At 47.8% G+C, this 15,361-nt stretch carries 18 protein-coding genes; 7 read left to right on the top strand and 11 right to left on the bottom strand.

Annotated elements, in window-relative coordinates:
* Positions 1–249: 249 nt before the first annotated feature.
* The 3 genes from ACUALS_RS14500 to ACUALS_RS14490 are packed head-to-tail and all read left to right on the top strand — an operon-like array spanning position 250 to position 1,149.
* On the top strand, positions 250–474 hold the full coding sequence (locus ACUALS_RS14500; RefSeq protein WP_454449675.1) for a prepilin-type N-terminal cleavage/methylation domain-containing protein: 225 nt from the start codon (positions 250–252) through the stop codon (positions 472–474).
* A gap of 11 nt (positions 475–485) precedes the next feature.
* A complete protein-coding gene (locus tag ACUALS_RS14495) occupies positions 486–914 on the top strand; it encodes a hypothetical protein (protein ID WP_454449674.1) in 429 nt (142 codons plus the stop codon).
* A gap of 40 nt (positions 915–954) precedes the next feature.
* Positions 955–1,149 carry a hypothetical protein gene (locus ACUALS_RS14490; RefSeq protein WP_005469148.1) on the top strand — a complete coding sequence of 65 codons (195 nt, stop codon included), beginning with the start codon at positions 955–957 and terminating at the stop codon, positions 1,147–1,149.
* A 14-nt stretch (positions 1,150–1,163) separates the two neighbouring features.
* Here ACUALS_RS14490 and ACUALS_RS14485 read toward each other — a convergent pair whose 3' ends face one another.
* From ACUALS_RS14485 to ACUALS_RS14455, 7 genes are all read right to left on the bottom strand, one after another.
* Entirely contained in the window at positions 1,164–2,006 is an 843-nt protein-coding gene (locus ACUALS_RS14485; protein ID WP_454449673.1) for a DMT family transporter, read from the bottom strand.
* Between the two features lie 147 nt (positions 2,007–2,153).
* A complete protein-coding gene (locus ACUALS_RS14480) occupies positions 2,154–3,917 on the bottom strand; it encodes a lysophospholipid acyltransferase family protein (RefSeq protein WP_454450024.1) in 1,764 nt (587 codons plus the stop codon).
* A 42-nt stretch (positions 3,918–3,959) separates the two neighbouring features.
* Positions 3,960–4,397: a YHS domain-containing (seleno)protein gene (locus ACUALS_RS14475; protein ID WP_005469226.1), complete on the bottom strand. Its 438-nt coding sequence runs from the start codon at positions 4,395–4,397 to the stop codon at positions 3,960–3,962.
* On the bottom strand, positions 4,394–5,140 hold the full coding sequence (locus ACUALS_RS14470; RefSeq protein WP_454449672.1) for an NRDE family protein: 747 nt from the start codon (positions 5,138–5,140) through the stop codon (positions 4,394–4,396). The genes ACUALS_RS14475 and ACUALS_RS14470 overlap by 4 nt, the downstream gene beginning before the upstream one ends.
* A 3-nt stretch (positions 5,141–5,143) precedes the next feature.
* The gene (locus ACUALS_RS14465; protein ID WP_038135559.1) at positions 5,144–5,692 is read right to left on the bottom strand and encodes a hypothetical protein; all 549 of its coding nucleotides are present in this window, start codon (positions 5,690–5,692) and stop codon (positions 5,144–5,146) included.
* A gap of 20 nt (positions 5,693–5,712) precedes the next feature.
* Positions 5,713–6,843, bottom strand: a complete 1,131-nt coding sequence (locus tag ACUALS_RS14460; RefSeq protein WP_454449671.1) for a D-alanine--D-alanine ligase — start codon at positions 6,841–6,843, stop codon at positions 5,713–5,715.
* On the bottom strand, positions 6,827–7,429 hold the full coding sequence (locus ACUALS_RS14455; protein WP_454449670.1) for a DedA family protein: 603 nt from the start codon (positions 7,427–7,429) through the stop codon (positions 6,827–6,829). The genes ACUALS_RS14460 and ACUALS_RS14455 overlap by 17 nt, the downstream gene beginning before the upstream one ends.
* 258 nt (positions 7,430–7,687) lie before the next feature.
* Between ACUALS_RS14455 and ACUALS_RS14450 the strand changes: the two genes are divergently transcribed.
* The 4 genes from ACUALS_RS14450 (at position 7,688) to ACUALS_RS14435 (ending at position 10,280) form a co-directional block, all read left to right on the top strand.
* Complete coding sequence (locus ACUALS_RS14450) at positions 7,688–8,845, top strand: winged helix-turn-helix domain-containing protein (RefSeq protein ID WP_454449669.1); 1,158 nt, start codon at positions 7,688–7,690, stop codon at positions 8,843–8,845.
* 100 nt (positions 8,846–8,945) lie between these two features.
* Positions 8,946–9,560, top strand: a complete 615-nt coding sequence (locus ACUALS_RS14445) for a 3'-5' exonuclease (RefSeq protein WP_334474421.1) — start codon at positions 8,946–8,948, stop codon at positions 9,558–9,560.
* Between the two features lies 1 nt (position 9,561).
* A complete protein-coding gene (locus ACUALS_RS14440; RefSeq protein WP_454449668.1) occupies positions 9,562–10,008 on the top strand; it encodes a GNAT family N-acetyltransferase in 447 nt (148 codons plus the stop codon).
* The gene (locus ACUALS_RS14435; protein WP_038212230.1) at positions 10,005–10,280 is read left to right on the top strand and encodes a nitrogenase-stabilizing/protective protein NifW; all 276 of its coding nucleotides are present in this window, start codon (positions 10,005–10,007) and stop codon (positions 10,278–10,280) included. The genes ACUALS_RS14440 and ACUALS_RS14435 overlap by 4 nt, the downstream gene beginning before the upstream one ends.
* Positions 10,281–10,347: 67 nt before the next feature.
* Here ACUALS_RS14435 and ACUALS_RS14430 read toward each other — a convergent pair whose 3' ends face one another.
* From ACUALS_RS14430 to ACUALS_RS14415, 4 genes are all read right to left on the bottom strand, one after another.
* Positions 10,348–12,024 carry a DUF342 domain-containing protein gene (locus tag ACUALS_RS14430; protein ID WP_005469220.1) on the bottom strand — a complete coding sequence of 559 codons (1,677 nt, stop codon included), beginning with the start codon at positions 12,022–12,024 and terminating at the stop codon, positions 10,348–10,350.
* 128 nt (positions 12,025–12,152) lie between these two features.
* Positions 12,153–13,844 (bottom strand): ATP-binding SpoIIE family protein phosphatase, encoded by a 1,692-nt coding sequence (locus tag ACUALS_RS14425; protein ID WP_454449667.1) that lies wholly within the window; start codon positions 13,842–13,844, stop codon positions 12,153–12,155.
* Between the two features lie 15 nt (positions 13,845–13,859).
* Entirely contained in the window at positions 13,860–14,159 is a 300-nt protein-coding gene (locus ACUALS_RS14420) for an STAS domain-containing protein (RefSeq protein ID WP_005469115.1), read from the bottom strand.
* 38 nt (positions 14,160–14,197) lie between these two features.
* Positions 14,198–15,358, bottom strand: a complete 1,161-nt coding sequence (locus ACUALS_RS14415) for a methyl-accepting chemotaxis protein (RefSeq protein WP_331399191.1) — start codon at positions 15,356–15,358, stop codon at positions 14,198–14,200.
* Positions 15,359–15,361 lie beyond the last annotated feature (3 nt).

The raw sequence follows: 15,361 nt of genomic DNA, 5'->3' as shown, positions 1-15,361 counted from the left end.
ATGTGTAAATCAAAAAAGAACAAGGTTGTTCAAAGAAAAGATTTAAAAGTGAAAACCTTGCATGATCTATTGAGTCCACGAGGATTTGAAATTCTCTGCTCAATGTATAAATAGAAAAGTATTTAATTGTCTCGCCATGTTATTTAGGAGTAAACACTATGAATATTATTCTAAGAGTGACCGCAGCCTTTTTCGCAATCTTTATTTATACCCACCCTGTTGATAATGCAACATTAACAAGCAACTCAAATGTTAGGGTTAGCGATGAAAGGATATTCTCTCACTGAGTTTGTCGTCGTTATTATTATTTTATCCGTTATCACGGTAATTGGTATGCCAAAGTTTTATTCACTTAATAGTCAGTCGACAATTAGTGTACTAAGCCAAATAAAAGCAAATACCTATAACTCCGTTGCGGATAAATATACCAAACCTACCTTGCGTGAAGATAATTTATCCTCAGTATTTCAATAATTAGGCTTAATATGAAAAAACAACTGTTAGTAACCATGTTCATCAGTTCCAGTGTATTCACAGCAAGCTCGCTCGCAGACAGTGGCTACCTTGGTGTCGATTCTTTTCTTGATGGTTCTCAAGGCTCTATCCAATACGGCTTCGACTTTACCGCAGACAAAACGCTCAGATTTGGTTATGAATTAGCCTACACACAACACACAGAAGACGTCCGATCATTTGGTCTCAATATGAAGCCCACTTTCCCGATTGGTACTATCTACTTAACACCAATCCTTGGCTACCATAAGTTTAATGATGATTTAGGTGCACACCTCGTTTACGGTTTTGAAATTGGCCAAAACTTAGGTCTATTCGATGTTCGAGCGGGATACAAACAAGCCAACACCGAATTCGATGGCAATGGCAATGTTTACCTTGGTGCCGCGCTGAGGTTCTAATGACCGACAAAGAGATGAACTACATGGAGAGCAATAACTCATGAACAAGTTCCTACTAAGCACCTTGGTCGTTTCTCTTTTGTTGCTCGGCTGTACTTCTGGAAAGCGCAGCGAGCCAAGAGATATCCCAGACCCAGACACGACCAGCGCAACTGACGACGTGGGCGGTGTTATTGGCTGTGGAGTATTGATTGTCGTTGACTCGGAGCACAAATGCCCTCCACCAAAGCCATAATATACTCATTGCATTTATCGCCCCTTAGCCACAAATATCACCCCAATTCCCCCCAATACCAGCAGTGATGACACCACTGCGGTTAGGGTAATTGGCTCCCCTAGCCCAATACTGCCGGCGGCGAACGCAATTACAGGGACCGCCAGTTGAGCCACAGAGGCTTGCAGAACGGAAATGTGCTTCATCACCTGATACCAGAGTACATAACCAAACCCCGAAGCAAAAATACCGGATAACAGCGCCCAAGCAGCTCCTTGGAATGTAATACTGTGGGTACTCATCAACCATGGGCTTACCGCTAAAGCCAATACGCTAGCCAGGACAAAACCGTGAGTAATCGCGACAGAAGCCACGCCACTTTTTCTGCCGAGTAAGGTAAATACCGCCCAAAACACCCCAGAAATCATCATCAATACAGCAGAGTTTAGGCTTGGCGTTTGCGCTGATGGCAGCATCAAAATCACAAAGCCCGATATCGCAATCGCAATACCAAACCACTCTGCCGATTTAAGGCGGTTACCTGACCAAACATGGAATGCAACTAGAGTGAGCTGAACCATACCAAACAAGATCAGCGCCCCTGTTCCGGTGCTGAGTTGGGTATAAGCGAATGAAAAACTCACCGCATAGCCAAACAACGCCATTCCCGACCACCAGCTCAAACGGCTTTTAAAAAAAGAGGACTCCAGCTGACATCGAAACAATAAAATGATCGACAGAGTAAGCGCCCCTGACACAAGTCTAATCAAGGTAAACGAACCAGGGTCAATCGAGCCTTCCGCTAAAGCAAAACGGCAAAAAAACGAGTTGGCAGCAAATGCAATAAGTGCAATGGGTAGAGTCAGTGAGGTCGGCATAACAATCCTTGTAATCTAATCGAAGAGTATCGCAAGCCCGACCGATACGACTAGCTCGAAACCTTCTGACTGATTCGAAATCAATCTATGTAAAAGCGCCGTGAAGCCGCTGAAATCAACGGCTTTATTAGGCGTTAAGTGAAATAGTTAGAGGTGAGAGTCTAAATAGCGCTGCGCTTCTTCACGACCCATGTATTTACCCAGCGTTCGCGCAGACACAGAGGTGAGATCCACGACGATCAACCCATCTAGCGCGAAGTTAAACGCAGGATCAACGTTAAAACAGACCAACTTTCCATTCATACCTAGGTATTGTCTTAGCAAAACAGGCAATCCCATCCCTTGTTCTAGGCGACTAAGCACTTTGGACAGCAGCGGCAACTTGGACAAGGAACTGAGCATATCCGGTCGCCAAAACTCTTGACCGCTTTTCTCAAGTGGCGTGGTGGGTGACACCAGTTTGGCTTTTTCATCATCGTAATAATGCACCGTCATCACCGACGCAATCAGCTGCCGAGCGACTGGGCTGTAGTCGTTACTGATGCTAACAGGGCCAAATAGATGGGTGTACTTCGGGTTGCGCTGTACAAAGCCGGCAATTCCCTTCCAGAGCAACAGCAGCGAATGCATATTGCGCTGGTAACGTTTCGCCACAACCGAGCGACCAAGCTCAATAGACTGGCCCAAGGTGTCAATAAAGGCCTCATCATACTTAAATAGACTTGTAGAATAGAGCGCGTCGATTCCCCCCTGCGCCATAAGCTCATCGACCAGCCCTAAACGATAGGCACCAACCAAATCACGATGGGTGTTATGCCAGACAAACAGCTGATGATAATGAGCATCGAAACGGTCAAGGTCGCAACTTAAACCGCTGCCCTCTCCCACTTCACGAAAGCTCTCCTCACGGACGCGACCAATTTCTCGCATCATGTTTGGCATCACCTCACTGGGCGCACAGTAAACCGAAAACTCGCCTTGTTCGAGCAGTTTAAAATCGGTCATACGCTCCAGCTCTTGCTCAAGCAACTCGGGCGCAATGGGATCGATGATCGGCGCTTCGAGACTATTCGAATGGGCGCCGTTCAACGGCTGTTGCGTGACTTGATGGCGCTTTTGGCTGCCCATCAAATAAGTATTGAGGCGAAAGTACTGCGTGATGTCATCATCACTGTCGAAGTCTTTCACTTCATTGTATGGGATTGGATTTCCCACTGATACAGAGATAGTTTGACCGGATTTGTTGAGGAGTTCACGACCCAACAACGCCGTCCTAAGCAGTGGATGAATCCTTCCCGCTTGGTAAAACAGTGGACTGTTCATACCGTTAATAAAGATCGGAACCGTCGTGGCTTCGGCATGTTTCACAAACTTCGCCACCGACTGACTCCACGCTTTGTCCGTGATTTTGTTTTCGCTCGCTTGCCAAGCGGAAACTTCGCCAGCAGGGAAGAGAATCAACACTCCACCTTGCTTTAAATGTTGATTGGCTTCTTTGATTGCAAGACGATTGGTCCGCCTTGCCTGCTCTCCACCAAAGACATTCACCCCAATAAACAGATCGTCGAGCTCAGGGATGCGTTTAAGTAGCTCATTGGCGAGCACTTTCACATCTTTGCGCACCCGAGAAATCAACGAAGCGAGGATCACCCCTTCAATGCCACCAAAAGGGTGATTGGCAACAATTAATACCGAGCCTTCAGTGGGCACACTCTCTAAGCTCCCATGATCGACTTGATACTGAGTACCAATTCGCGCGAGCGTCTCTTGCATGAACTCAAAGCTGTCTTCAGGCAGAGATTCTTGTCGATATAAACGGTCAAGGGTAGATAAACCGGTTGCCCATTCAACTATCGACTCTCCGATACCAAAAGGGGTTTTACGTGGTAATCGAAACGGACTGGTGATCATCATAAGCTCCTTAACCATTCCTCAGAAATAGATGCAACACCGCTACTTAATCAGCGCTGGCCAATTCTTATCAGCCGCCAAAATATGACCTGCGCGGTCATCATCCCACCAACTCTTCACTTCTGCGTTGTAGTTGAGGTAAAGCTTGCCGTCGACAATCGCCCACTCTTTTGGATCGGCGGCCGCAAAATCATTTTTCTCTGAGATCGCCCAAGCGCAATAACCGCCATATTGGGGAGCATAAGCGTTGGGATCCGCTTTAAACTTGTCGAGGTGCTCTTGTGAAGAAAAATACCAATCGGCGCCTTTGTATTCGGTTTGCCACTGGCTATTCCCTTTCACAGGTTTGCCTTGCGTGAAGTACGCCACCGTATCGTAGCCATCAAGCGCTTTATTACTAAAAAAGCCGGTGTAGATTTCATCAGCAGCGACAGTAGAAAAACTGACCAACATCGTCAGTAGGGCAAATAGTTTTTTCATTTGAAAACTCCTTGTTGAATAGCATCATGGTTGCGGCACTGCAAAGAAGACTGAAAATCAATCTTGTGGTCATCGTCAAACGATCGATAAATCATGGTCTGTTGATTAGGCGAAACAACAACAGACGTAAAGCTCACCGTCCGTGCATCATCTCGCTTCATCAAAGGGGATAAGTGAGGCGCGGCATCGTCATGCGTGTGATGGAACTGACAACCCAACTTATCGCGCTCAATGCTGCCTGTCAGGGCATCAAACAGCGTCACTCTAAACTCTCTTGCCTGTTCAAAATGCATCGCCGCAGAGACAATCGGTGCCGTTGCATGACTACGCACCAGTGTCGAACCATTCCAAGTCCAGACAACGCTCTCGTTTGCGCTGCGACGCGTGTCAAAAGGCACCAAAGTAAAGGGGGCAAAACACGACAGATCCATCTCTAGCAATCGACGCTCTACCATTTGGCTAGAGCCACTGCTTGCGAGTCGCTTAATGATCATGCCTCGACTTACCAACTCCCCTTTTGGGGTGTCACCTTGGTAGAAGTTCAGTAAACAGATGGTCACACCGTGCTCATTGGTCGCGATCCAACTACCGCCGCCGACTGGATCGATTGGCATAACGCAGTTCACACCATCAATGATGAGGTTTTGCGGCTCAATCGCAGGCAACCTCGCGCGTTGTTCATCGCGATTGAAGTAAACCTCATAATGGGTATTCCCATGGTAGACCCAAGATAATGTACACATAGGCTATTGCGCTCTTTGATACGTCGCCGTGGCAGGGGCAACCCCAAAACGGCAATCAGAGGTCACACCGCGAATCGAGGCGACCACTTTAGCCATCGCGAAGTGGTGCGTTGCATGTAGCGCAGCAAAGGTTAGCTCACGCACCAAGGTAGAAGAGACTTCCTCCACTTGCGTTTGTGATAGCAGCACCTCGGTCTCAACGGCAACGCCTTGATGAAGCTCTCCAGTTGGTAGCTCAAACAGCCACTCGATCAGTTCGCTGATCTCTTGCTTGGCGACGTTGATGTCTCGCTCTACCTGATGGCCGCGCCGGCGAACGTTGTAGTCAATCCGTCGTGGTTCAAGGCGAATGGCATGAAACAGATCAAGCCAATGACGAAAGTGCTCGCCAATGGAGCTGCTTACATGTGGCTGAGCAAGGTAGACATAATCGTCGGCACTCAGAGTTTCGAGAAACTCGTAACCTTGGTTCAATGTTTCAATGCAACCAACCACCGCTTGCGAAGCGTGAGTTTGGTTAAGCGATAGCGTGTCAACTTGGGTGTTTTTCATTATTGCGCTTCCTAAACAAATTAATCCGTCATGGGGTATTGCTGAGTCAGTAGTTTTTCCTCTCGCCATGCGCTAAGAAGCGCACCCAATGACGGAGAACCAATGCCTTGTTTCTTGTGTTTTGAGCCAATCTGGTACAGCAATCGATACTGCTTGAGCAAGGTGGCAAAAATGTGGCTCAGCGGCGTGTCGCTGTCCCAAATATGTGCCGCTTCACTGCTCGCGCCGTTAATTTCAAGGATATCGAAATGCTCCCCTTGCATGAGCGCATGGATATCTCGGAACTTAATGTCCAAGCGACCGTAGTGAAACCCGTCAAAATCACCGAGTACGAGATCGAGTTTGCGCTCTAACTGCTCGGTGATAAATCGGTTACCGTCGCGAAAGATCGCACCCCGTGAATGACTGCCTGCAAATGCCAATTGAAATTCGTCCTTACTTTCAATCACCTGCTCCAATTGGTGAGAATGACGAGGGAGATAAAGGTGCTGAAGTTTTCCAGCGCGAGGGCATTGCTCTATTAACTGTTTGAGTGTCGACTTACCATCTCCGACCACATAAGGTGAATACTTCAGCGTGATGGAGATAATTTTTCCGCGGGTTTCTCCCGGCTGCCTGACATAAAACACGCCCGCTTCCGCTTGATGAGAAGACTTTTGTTGCAATAAAAAACGCCCATCTTGAGGGAAGGTTTCAATGTAATCGTGAAGCTGCTTATCACTACGAATCAGCTTTACCCCCACGCCACGACAGCCCAAATCCGGTTTTGCCACCAAGGGATAACCAAGCCCTAAGCCTGCGAGTTGATGCTTTGCCTCTTCGACCAATTTGGCACAAGGCAATGAGGTTTTGGTTAACGTAACAAACGGCAGAATCCAGCGCTTGGTATGCTCTCCAGCAGAGGCGAAGATGTCATGTTTGGACTCACCCACCATGCCGCTTAACTTAATCGCGGGATTAGCAATCAACGGCAGCGCCCAATCACGATGTGCCAAACTCAGCGCCGCACTTTGAATGACGACAGGCGTATAAAAAAACCAGGTCGGTAAAAACTCGAATGGCGAAATGACCCGCTTAGGTTGATGCAAAACCGGCATTCCGGCATTGACTCGTCCTGAAGGAATCACCTCTATGTTAGCGTGCTGTGTCATACGCATCCCTTAAGAAGGTTCTAGTAATCAGTTTATTGATGAGCAACATCAGGCACAGCCCTGCGGGAATCAGCAGCCATGCTCCTTGGCTCTCTTGCAACCAAGCGGCATTCCCCAACTGGAAAAAAGAGCCAAACACCAGCAATGTCCACAGCCCTGTCGCCGTGATCACCGCAAGCAAAAACGTCACTTTCGGCACATCTAAAAAGCCACTTAGGGTAAAGCCCACGGTTCTAAGCCCCGGAACAAAGCGAACGATAAACAGCGTCTTAAATGCTTGCTGATGCAAAGTTCGACGCAGTTTTCTCGCCCTGTGATAGCGCAGTAGACGATAACGAAACCATGCCACTTTTTTCGCCAGCTTACCCAACAGGTACAAGCCCATATCGCCAGAGCTAATACCGACAAAGATTGCTGCTAGGGCCAAACTTGGCGGCATAATATGCTCAACCGACAGGGTCGCAGCGGTGATGATCGCCAAGTCTTCTAACAGGTACGACAGCAAAACAACGCCAACAAAAAGCATCGATAATGAGAGATTGTCCTGAAACAACCACGCTTCCATCGTCGTCGAAAAATCGATCATGCTTTCGCCCCTATTTCAGCTACTCAGCGCCCATCTCTGAGCAGCAATACCCATTGTGCGACTGCGGATAATTTGCTCATCGCAGAAATAGAGAGCGGATCTTCTCCGCAAAAATTTCAATAACAGATAATTTTCTTATTAGTGAGGTGAATTATTGTGAGGAAAACATACAGCAGCCGCTTGCTGGCCCAATAACAGCATGCAACCATACAGAGCCAAATTGTAGACGCATACATGTGCAAGGAACGCTCAACTTCAATGCAATCACTCACCCTAGCGCAAGCGCAAAAACTGGCATTGCTGTCCCAAGGACTACCGACAGCGGGCGTAAAAGGCAGCAGCTACGCCAAAACTCTAAACACCTTTGAACAACTGGGTTATATCCAGATCGATACCATTTCTGTTGTCCAGCGAGCCCACCACCACACCTTATGGAGTCGAAACCCCAGCTATCAACCCAAACACCTTGATCAACTGGTCGCCGATCGCCAAGTCTTCGAGTATTGGTCTCATGCCGCTGCGTATTTGCCGATGAGCAATTACCGCTACAGTTTGCCGCGAAAAGTCGCGATCAAGTCTGGTCAGCAGCGCCACTGGTACTGTAAAGATCGAGATCTCATGAAGAATGTGTTGGCAAGAATTGAAGCAGAAGGGCCATTAATGGCAAAAGACTTTGAGTCTAAAGCACATAAAACTGATGGATGGCATACCAAGCCAACCAAGCAAGCGTTAGAAAACCTCTACATGCAAGGTGACTTAATGATTGCTGAGCGGCGCGGCTTTCATAAAGTCTACGATCTCACGCAGCGAGTCTTGCCCCAGAATATCGACACCTCTATACCAACCCCGCAAGAACATGGTCGATTTTTGGTACTCAGTTACTTAAAAGCGCACGGTTTTGGCACGATTCAAGAGATGGTGTATCAACTCAAGGATGTAAAAACGAGCGTGACCCAAGCCATTAGAGAGTTGGTGGAAATGGGCGAGATTGAACCCATCACTGTTAATCATCAGCCTTACTACGCCTGTGTGAAATCGTTGAATTTGCTTGGCAAACGCTTGAATCGAAAACAAGCACGAATCCTTTCACCGTTCGATAATTTGCTCATCCAACGTAAACGCGCCAGCGCCATTTTCAACTTTGATTACCTGATTGAGTGCTATGTGCCAGAAGCCAAGCGCCAATTTGGTTATTTCTCTCTACCGATTTTGTGGGATGGCAAACTCGTTGCTAGGGCTGACTGCAAAGTGGATAAGAAAAGCGCTACGCTCAACGTTTTGCATCTGAGCCTTGAGCCTGGATTAACCAATACTGATGACTTTATGCCTGCGCTGAAAAAAGAGTTACAGGCATTTGCGCGGTTCAATCAATGTGAACAGTTCCACATTGTCAAACAGTCAATAAACGTGGGTTAATCACTCGCGTTTCCTTGGCTGGGCGCGCGGAATAACTCCTTTACCCTATGGCACTGCAAACCTATAATTCACAGCCAAATCACTAGGCTTAGGAAGAAGTATGTCTCTTGCGAACTCTGTCGTTGTTCTCGACTTTGAAACCACGGGTTTGTCACCCAACATGGGCGACCGCGCGATAGAAATCGGCGCCGTGAAGTTGGTCAATGGTGAAGTCGTCGACACCTTCCAACAGTTGATGAATCCTGGCTTTCGCGTTAGCTCCTTCATTGAAGGATACACAGGCATTACCAATATCATGCTTCGCGATGCGCCAAGCTGCGATGAAGTGATGGCTCAATTTGCGCAATTCATCGCAGGTGAAAACCTCGTTGCCCACAACGCCTCATTTGACAAACGCTTCCTTGATGATGAGCTGGAACGAGTGAACGCCGCTTACTCGGGAGAGTTTGCTTGCTCTTTGCTGGTATCTCGTCGCCTTAACCAAGATGCCCCAAGCCACAAGTTAGGCGATCTTGTCCGTTTTAAGCAAATAGACAATGACGGTGTTTTTCACCGAGCGTTGGCGGATGCCGAAATGACGGCGAAACTGTGGATGCTAATGGTCAACGATTTGCAGTCTCGCGGTATTTCAGAGCCCAGTTTTGCTTTGATGCAAAAGATAGGCAAAACCAGCAAAAGTGCCATTGATAAACTGCTTAGCTCACAAGGCGCTTAACATGTCGCTCGACTACACTACCCGCCCTGCGAATGCGCGAGATTATGAGTTCTTATTCGAGCTCAAAAAAGCCGCAGAATATGATGCGATCAAAGCCGTGTTTGGCTGGGATGAACAGATTCAAAGAGCGCTCCACCAGCAAGAGTGGCATCAAGCTAAACCGACGGTCATCGAGCGAGAAGGTCGACCCGTCGGCAGTTATCTCCTTGAACACCACAGCGATCATCTCTATTTTGGACGCTTTTTTCTGTTACCAGAGTGGCATGGCAAAGGCATTGGCAGCCAAGTCCTGAATCAAGTGATCACCCAAGCGGATCAGCTACGCCTGCCAATCAAGCTCTGCTACCTGCAAGGCAATCGCGTCGGTAGCTTGTATCAGCGCTTAGGCTTTAAGTGCGTTTCACACAATGAACAATTCGTCTTTATGCAAAGAGATGTCGGTGTATGAGCCAAGTCGACATCCAGCAAAAAATTGCCAGTTTCACCTCGATTGAACAAGCGCTCGACTACTTTGACATCGGCTTCGATAGCCGTTTTATCGACAAACATCGCGTGGAACTGGTCAAACGCTTTAACGGCTATCTAATTTTAGAAAAACCTGACGATTGGTTTTCTGCCCGACGCGCTTTAAAAAACGCCTACTGCAAAATTCAGCGCAGCCAACTCGACAAGCATACACGGTCTGCGTGTCGCGGCTGCACAACCTGTCAGCGCCGTTAGCCCAAATAAAAAATCACCCTACCTCAACGAATCAAGATAGGGTGACAGGTGTGATAATTGACTGCGCTTAAACCTCTTCGAATGCCTCTTCATCCAGCATTGAACGACATTTAATCTCATACTGGTTGAAAGAGAAAATGCTCGGACCATGAGAGCGCTTGGTGATGATCTTCTCTTCCCCGAACTGAACCGTCACATGAGAGAACACCTTGCTTTTCACCTCAATGACATTCTCTTCCAAAGCCACTTCGAGCTCCTGCTCATTGTTGTCTCGCGCGTGTTTAACTTTTTCTAAGTGAGCGTTCGCTTCTTGCTTAAAGGTTTCTAGTTCTTGTTCTTGCTCTGGCGTACGTTGTGATTTGGGGATTTTTTTAAACTCTAGCTCTTTTCGAATGACACTCATGGTGCCTTCTTGCGCTTGAGTGTATTGCTCTTTCAGCTTCGCTTGGCGATCTTTAAACATCTGGAAGCGAGCAAATGCCTCAACATAAGTGGCGGTATCTCCCTCAACACCAAGCTCGACACAAACAACTTTGCCACCAATTTTGGCGTGGCCGCCACTCAATGTGCCATGCTTTTCAGAAGCATCGACCACAACCAAATCTTTACCACAACGCACTTCGCTGTTCATACAGTGGACGTTGAGATGAATGTCTTCGCCCGCTTGAAGTTCACAAAACTGAGCATAATTGGCGCTGATCGTGCCACCAGATTTCACAATACAGCTGCGCTTTTCACCTTCAGACACATTGTGACCAATGATGCCTTTCGCTACTTGAATATCGCCTTGAACTTGCACATCGGCCGATTCAATAAAGCCGCCGACAGTTAAGGTGCCCGTTGCCCGCACCACCATGTCGGATTCAATGTCACCCAGAACAACTACGTTGCCTTTGAACTTTACATGGCCCGTCGCCACACCAATGGTCGGTAAACAGAGGGCGTCTTCAACCTCAACACCTTTCTCTTTGATCATCGGCATACCGGATACGGTAGCAATCAATACGTTGGGGTTTTGCGGCGAGATTGCAGAACCTTTGCCCTCTTTAAGAACACTGTCATTGCCGGGTTTAGGAGGAATCACTTTGCCTTGCACGGTAAGACCTGGCTCCCCTTTGGTTGCAGGAATGCGTTTCATCAAAGGATCATTTTCAGATACCGTAATCGTCTCGCCCAAATTGAGCATATCGACTTTGCCATCTTGCTGATCTTCTTTCGGTGCTAAGACTTGTTTGGTGGGATCTTTAACCAGAGGGATGAATTTGGCGTCTTGGCCTTGTACCGGATTTTTGCCTTTGGCGACCGGCTGTGTGTAGGTTTCGCCAGGTTTGAGTTGATGGCTCATGATGAGCACTTTTTTAAGCGCCAGTTTATTGATGCCCTTAGTTACATGGGCTTGTGCGAGCGCGTGGACGATTTGTGGTCCTTTAAGAGGCTCACCTTTGTACGCTCCGGTGACCACCATGCTCGCCAACATATCGTGTTCAGAGAGTACAACCTCAACCGTGGCATCCCTGACTTCGGCGATGGTCACCCCTGAGTAGGCTTCCCCCGCGCTCTCTTTGGCTAGATTGATAAAGCGGGTAACCGATTCATCAATCACAAAAAACTCACTCGCTCCTATCGCAGCTAATGCTTCCTCTAACCCTCGCGTATCAAAATTTCCATCCACCGAAATGCTAGGCGACAAGGTCGCGACGACAGCTCGGTGATCTTCTGACAAGGCAACAAATTTATCCCACATGTACAATCAGCCCGTTTTACGTCCTCACTTGAGTGTATGCAATTTGCTCGCCTAGCTGTATCACAAGTGTGACAAATTAGAGCGTAGGTCACTTTAATTAATTTTTTACACTGTAAATCTGAACTCCGCTACGTGGGAAAATGATGCTCCTCTTTCAACGAGTAAACAGCCGTCACACAGCGTCCATTACTGGAATAGTCTAGTGAGGAACAAAGCGCTTTGGCCAGCATGATACCGCGACCATAACTGCGCGGCGGCCCATCGCCTTGTTGCGACAGTTTGTATTCGAACCCCTCGCCATTGTGTTCGAGCACCATCATCAACTGGGCTTCATTTGGCTCATAAGTGAGACGCAGCTTTAGCCAAGCATCATCATCAAGGGTTTTTAAACGTTCTTCACGCATCTGATAAAACAAGAAGAAGCCATCCGGTTGCTCTTTGATCGACGAATCTAATTTGAGTAAACCATGTTCAATCGCATTGGCAAACAGTTCAGAAAGCACCGAGCAAACCAAATCGAGATGCGCTCCCATGTACAAGATACCGCTGAGATACTGCCTGACTTCGGTCATCACATTCACACTTCTTAACACTGGAGCAGGGAAATCAAGCGTTGAGTTTATCGGTACTTTGTTGATGTTGAGTTTAACGCTTTTTAAGTCTGGCTCTTGCGTACTGGAGATGGGGAACTTCATAGCCAATATCGACAAGTCATCATCGACTTTTTTGTGGGCAAATTGACGTACAGAATCATATAAAACAGGAATCACTGGGCGTGGGCTAGCAAGCGCTTTTTCTAGACGTTCAAGGCCAAATTGCTCTCCTTCTCGGTTGCACGCTTCAATCACCCCATCGGTATAGCAAATGATCTGCTGGTCTGGCTCAAGTTTCATATGGACAAGATCGGTTTCAAACTCCCTTGGCTTGAGCACGCCAAGCGGCATATGTCTTGAAACCAGTCGACGATCGATTGAACCATCTGAGTTAATCACATAACCATCCGGCAAGCCGCCTCCCCACCAAGAGACTTCAAACCCGTTGGCCCGAATTTCAAAGACACTGGCGGCGAGCATCATGCCCATCGGCAAGAAGCGAACTAGGGCATCATTAATTTCGCTGACAATTTCTCCAAGCGACATACCTTTCGCCGCCATAGAGAAGAAGGCGCGAGTTGCAGGAATAGCTGAAATAGCCGCAGGCAGCCCATGGCCTGTAGCGTCTGCAATCATTACGTAGACCCCACCATGAGGACGGTGGGCGACAACAATCAAGTCGCCATTAAACACCGTTGAAGGCGTGGAAATGTAGTTAATCCCATAAATATTGTTGACCTGAGAGCTCATCTCTTCCATCAGATTGGAGAAAATGCTCTCTGCAATGGCGTAGTCGTAACGAACCTGCTCATGGAAATGACGCAGCTCATCACGCTGCTCCGTGACCTCATTGTGCATTCGGACAATGCGATAGTGCGCCTGTACTTTTGCCAGCAAAACACTGCGCTCGACAGGTTTAAGAATAAAATCATCCCCATAATGCAGGCAATTTTCGAACGACGCGTGATCATCAAGCACGGTAAGAAAGATAATCGGAATGTGAATATTCGGAAATGCTTTACGAATCTCCTTCGCCGTGGTGAATCCATCTTTTATCGGCATCATCACATCAAGGAGGATAACATCCGGCAAGGTGTCCATCTGTTCCATTGCACTAACGACACCCTGTCCGTTTTCAAACAAAGTCGTCTTTTCTGCGATATGACCGAGCATAAACCGACACAGCTCGCGGTTTGTTGCATGGTCATCAACAATCATGACATGCATAGCTTCTCCTTGAGTTTACTCAATTGAGAACTTCTTATCGAAGCGAGAAATGATCAAAATTTTACGCACTTGAGGCAAGGTGTTGGTAATGCGGATCATGCCGTCATCTTGCTCTAAATAGCTGTGCATATTGAGAAGCATTCCAAGCCCAGCACTATCGATGTAATCCACTTTACGTAAGTCGATGGTAAAGCGGTAATCTCGTCGGTCGGTGTAGCAACGACGAAAATCTTGCACTAAGTTAAAGCCAAACGCCCCTTCAATTAAGATGGTGACGTGCCTTGAGCCTGAGTCTACCTGAGCTTCTACTGACATATAGGGTTCCTCCATTGGAGTACAAAGCATAAACAGCGTTAGAAGAGCTCGACCTCTCCCTCTTCGATACTAGACTGAGAGGCCGCGGGGGCATCTCGATGTTGCACTTGCGAATACAGCTCTTGCGTGGCTTGGATAAACTGCTCCGCGTCGATGCGTTGCTGATTCCACTCATCACACAGTTGAGAAAACGCCAGCAAATAGTCGACGGTCTGTTTGGCATAATCCCCTTGCTGGACAACGATATCAGCGAACTGCAATGCTCGTACGCCGTTGTCCACCTGAACATGTAACCGCTCACCGCTGTCACTGATTTTTTGTATTTCATGCTCGATTGAGACATTGACCTGTTGCACGCCTCTGAGCATTTCGTCCACTTTGTCTTTTGACTCTATCGCTTCAGTCATATCAATCGAGGCCATTTCTCCCACGGTTTGGTTCGCCTCTTTGACCGTACGCTGTGCAATGTTGATCTCTTGTTCAATCTGGTTGTTGAGCTCTTCCGCTTTATGGGACAAGTTACGCACTTCCTGAGCCACAACGGCAAACCCTCGCCCAGCATCTCCAGCGCGCGCAGCCTCAATTGCTGCATTAAGCGCCAGAAGGTTGGTTTGCTCTGACAAGCCGCGAACTTGCTCCAATAGCTTAAACACCGCATCGAGCTTCTCGGACATATCGTGAATGCTGTGCACCGCGGAAATACTCTTTTCAGAAACTTGCACCAACGTATCGACGAAGTTTCGGATGATGGATTCGGTTTTCGGCAGTACCTGACTGATGTCATGATCGCTCCCTGACTGGCCCAATAAATTCTCTACCAGCTCAGCGGTGATTTGGTTTTGCTCTTGCGCCAGTTTTTGCAGTTCAAAGTAACTTTCGTTAAGTGTTTCAACGGATTCATCAATCACCCCTTTTTGATGATTGAGAGGCTCTTGAAGCTGGGAGGCAAGCAATGAAAGTAAGGGTGCAATGTCGGCCGTTTTCTGCTCGCAGCTCTCAGTGCTTACAGGTGGCTTCACATCCAGTTCCACAGGGACCGTTCCCCGAGGAAACACAAACCACGGAATCGCGGCGACGGCAATCATGGCCGAGACAACCAGCAAGGTGGAGGCTTGTGTCACAGCAAACGTCAGCAATAGTACTTGCGTCGTGACGGCAAGGAAGTATCGAGGCTTAATCGATAATAGTGGTGTTTTCATAAC

Source organism: Vibrio sp. NH-7 (genome assembly GCF_053643215.1).
Note: the sequence above shows the minus strand (reverse complement) of the source record. Positions and strands in the feature narration are given on the sequence as shown.

What these genes read in the sequence shown, in the direction of transcription:
- ACUALS_RS14470 (WP_454449672.1), bottom strand. Translation starts at nt 5,140, where the DNA reads ATGTGTACATTATCTTGGGTCTACCATGGGAATACCCATTATGAGGTT.
- ACUALS_RS14485 (WP_454449673.1), bottom strand. Translation starts at nt 2,006, where the DNA reads ATGCCGACCTCACTGACTCTACCCATTGCACTTATTGCATTTGCTGCC.
- ACUALS_RS14440 (WP_454449668.1), top strand. Translation starts at nt 9,562, where the DNA reads ATGTCGCTCGACTACACTACCCGCCCTGCGAATGCGCGAGATTATGAG.
- ACUALS_RS14430 (WP_005469220.1), bottom strand. Translation starts at nt 12,024, where the DNA reads ATGTGGGATAAATTTGTTGCCTTGTCAGAAGATCACCGAGCTGTCGTC.
- ACUALS_RS14450 (WP_454449669.1), top strand. Translation starts at nt 7,688, where the DNA reads ATGCAATCACTCACCCTAGCGCAAGCGCAAAAACTGGCATTGCTGTCC.
- ACUALS_RS14445 (WP_334474421.1), top strand. Translation starts at nt 8,946, where the DNA reads ATGTCTCTTGCGAACTCTGTCGTTGTTCTCGACTTTGAAACCACGGGT.
- ACUALS_RS14425 (WP_454449667.1), bottom strand. Translation starts at nt 13,844, where the DNA reads ATGCATGTCATGATTGTTGATGACCATGCAACAAACCGCGAGCTGTGT.
- ACUALS_RS14420 (WP_005469115.1), bottom strand. Translation starts at nt 14,159, where the DNA reads ATGTCAGTAGAAGCTCAGGTAGACTCAGGCTCAAGGCACGTCACCATC.
- ACUALS_RS14465 (WP_038135559.1), bottom strand. Translation starts at nt 5,692, where the DNA reads ATGAAAAACACCCAAGTTGACACGCTATCGCTTAACCAAACTCACGCT.
- ACUALS_RS14460 (WP_454449671.1), bottom strand. Translation starts at nt 6,843, where the DNA reads ATGACACAGCACGCTAACATAGAGGTGATTCCTTCAGGACGAGTCAAT.
- ACUALS_RS14495 (WP_454449674.1), top strand. Translation starts at nt 486, where the DNA reads ATGAAAAAACAACTGTTAGTAACCATGTTCATCAGTTCCAGTGTATTC.
- ACUALS_RS14480 (WP_454450024.1), bottom strand. Translation starts at nt 3,917, where the DNA reads ATGATCACCAGTCCGTTTCGATTACCACGTAAAACCCCTTTTGGTATC.
- ACUALS_RS14435 (WP_038212230.1), top strand. Translation starts at nt 10,005, where the DNA reads ATGAGCCAAGTCGACATCCAGCAAAAAATTGCCAGTTTCACCTCGATT.
- ACUALS_RS14500 (WP_454449675.1), top strand. Translation starts at nt 250, where the DNA reads ATGTTAGGGTTAGCGATGAAAGGATATTCTCTCACTGAGTTTGTCGTC.
- ACUALS_RS14475 (WP_005469226.1), bottom strand. Translation starts at nt 4,397, where the DNA reads ATGAAAAAACTATTTGCCCTACTGACGATGTTGGTCAGTTTTTCTACT.
- ACUALS_RS14455 (WP_454449670.1), bottom strand. Translation starts at nt 7,429, where the DNA reads ATGATCGATTTTTCGACGACGATGGAAGCGTGGTTGTTTCAGGACAAT.
- ACUALS_RS14490 (WP_005469148.1), top strand. Translation starts at nt 955, where the DNA reads ATGAACAAGTTCCTACTAAGCACCTTGGTCGTTTCTCTTTTGTTGCTC.
- ACUALS_RS14415 (WP_331399191.1), bottom strand. Translation starts at nt 15,358, where the DNA reads ATGAAAACACCACTATTATCGATTAAGCCTCGATACTTCCTTGCCGTC.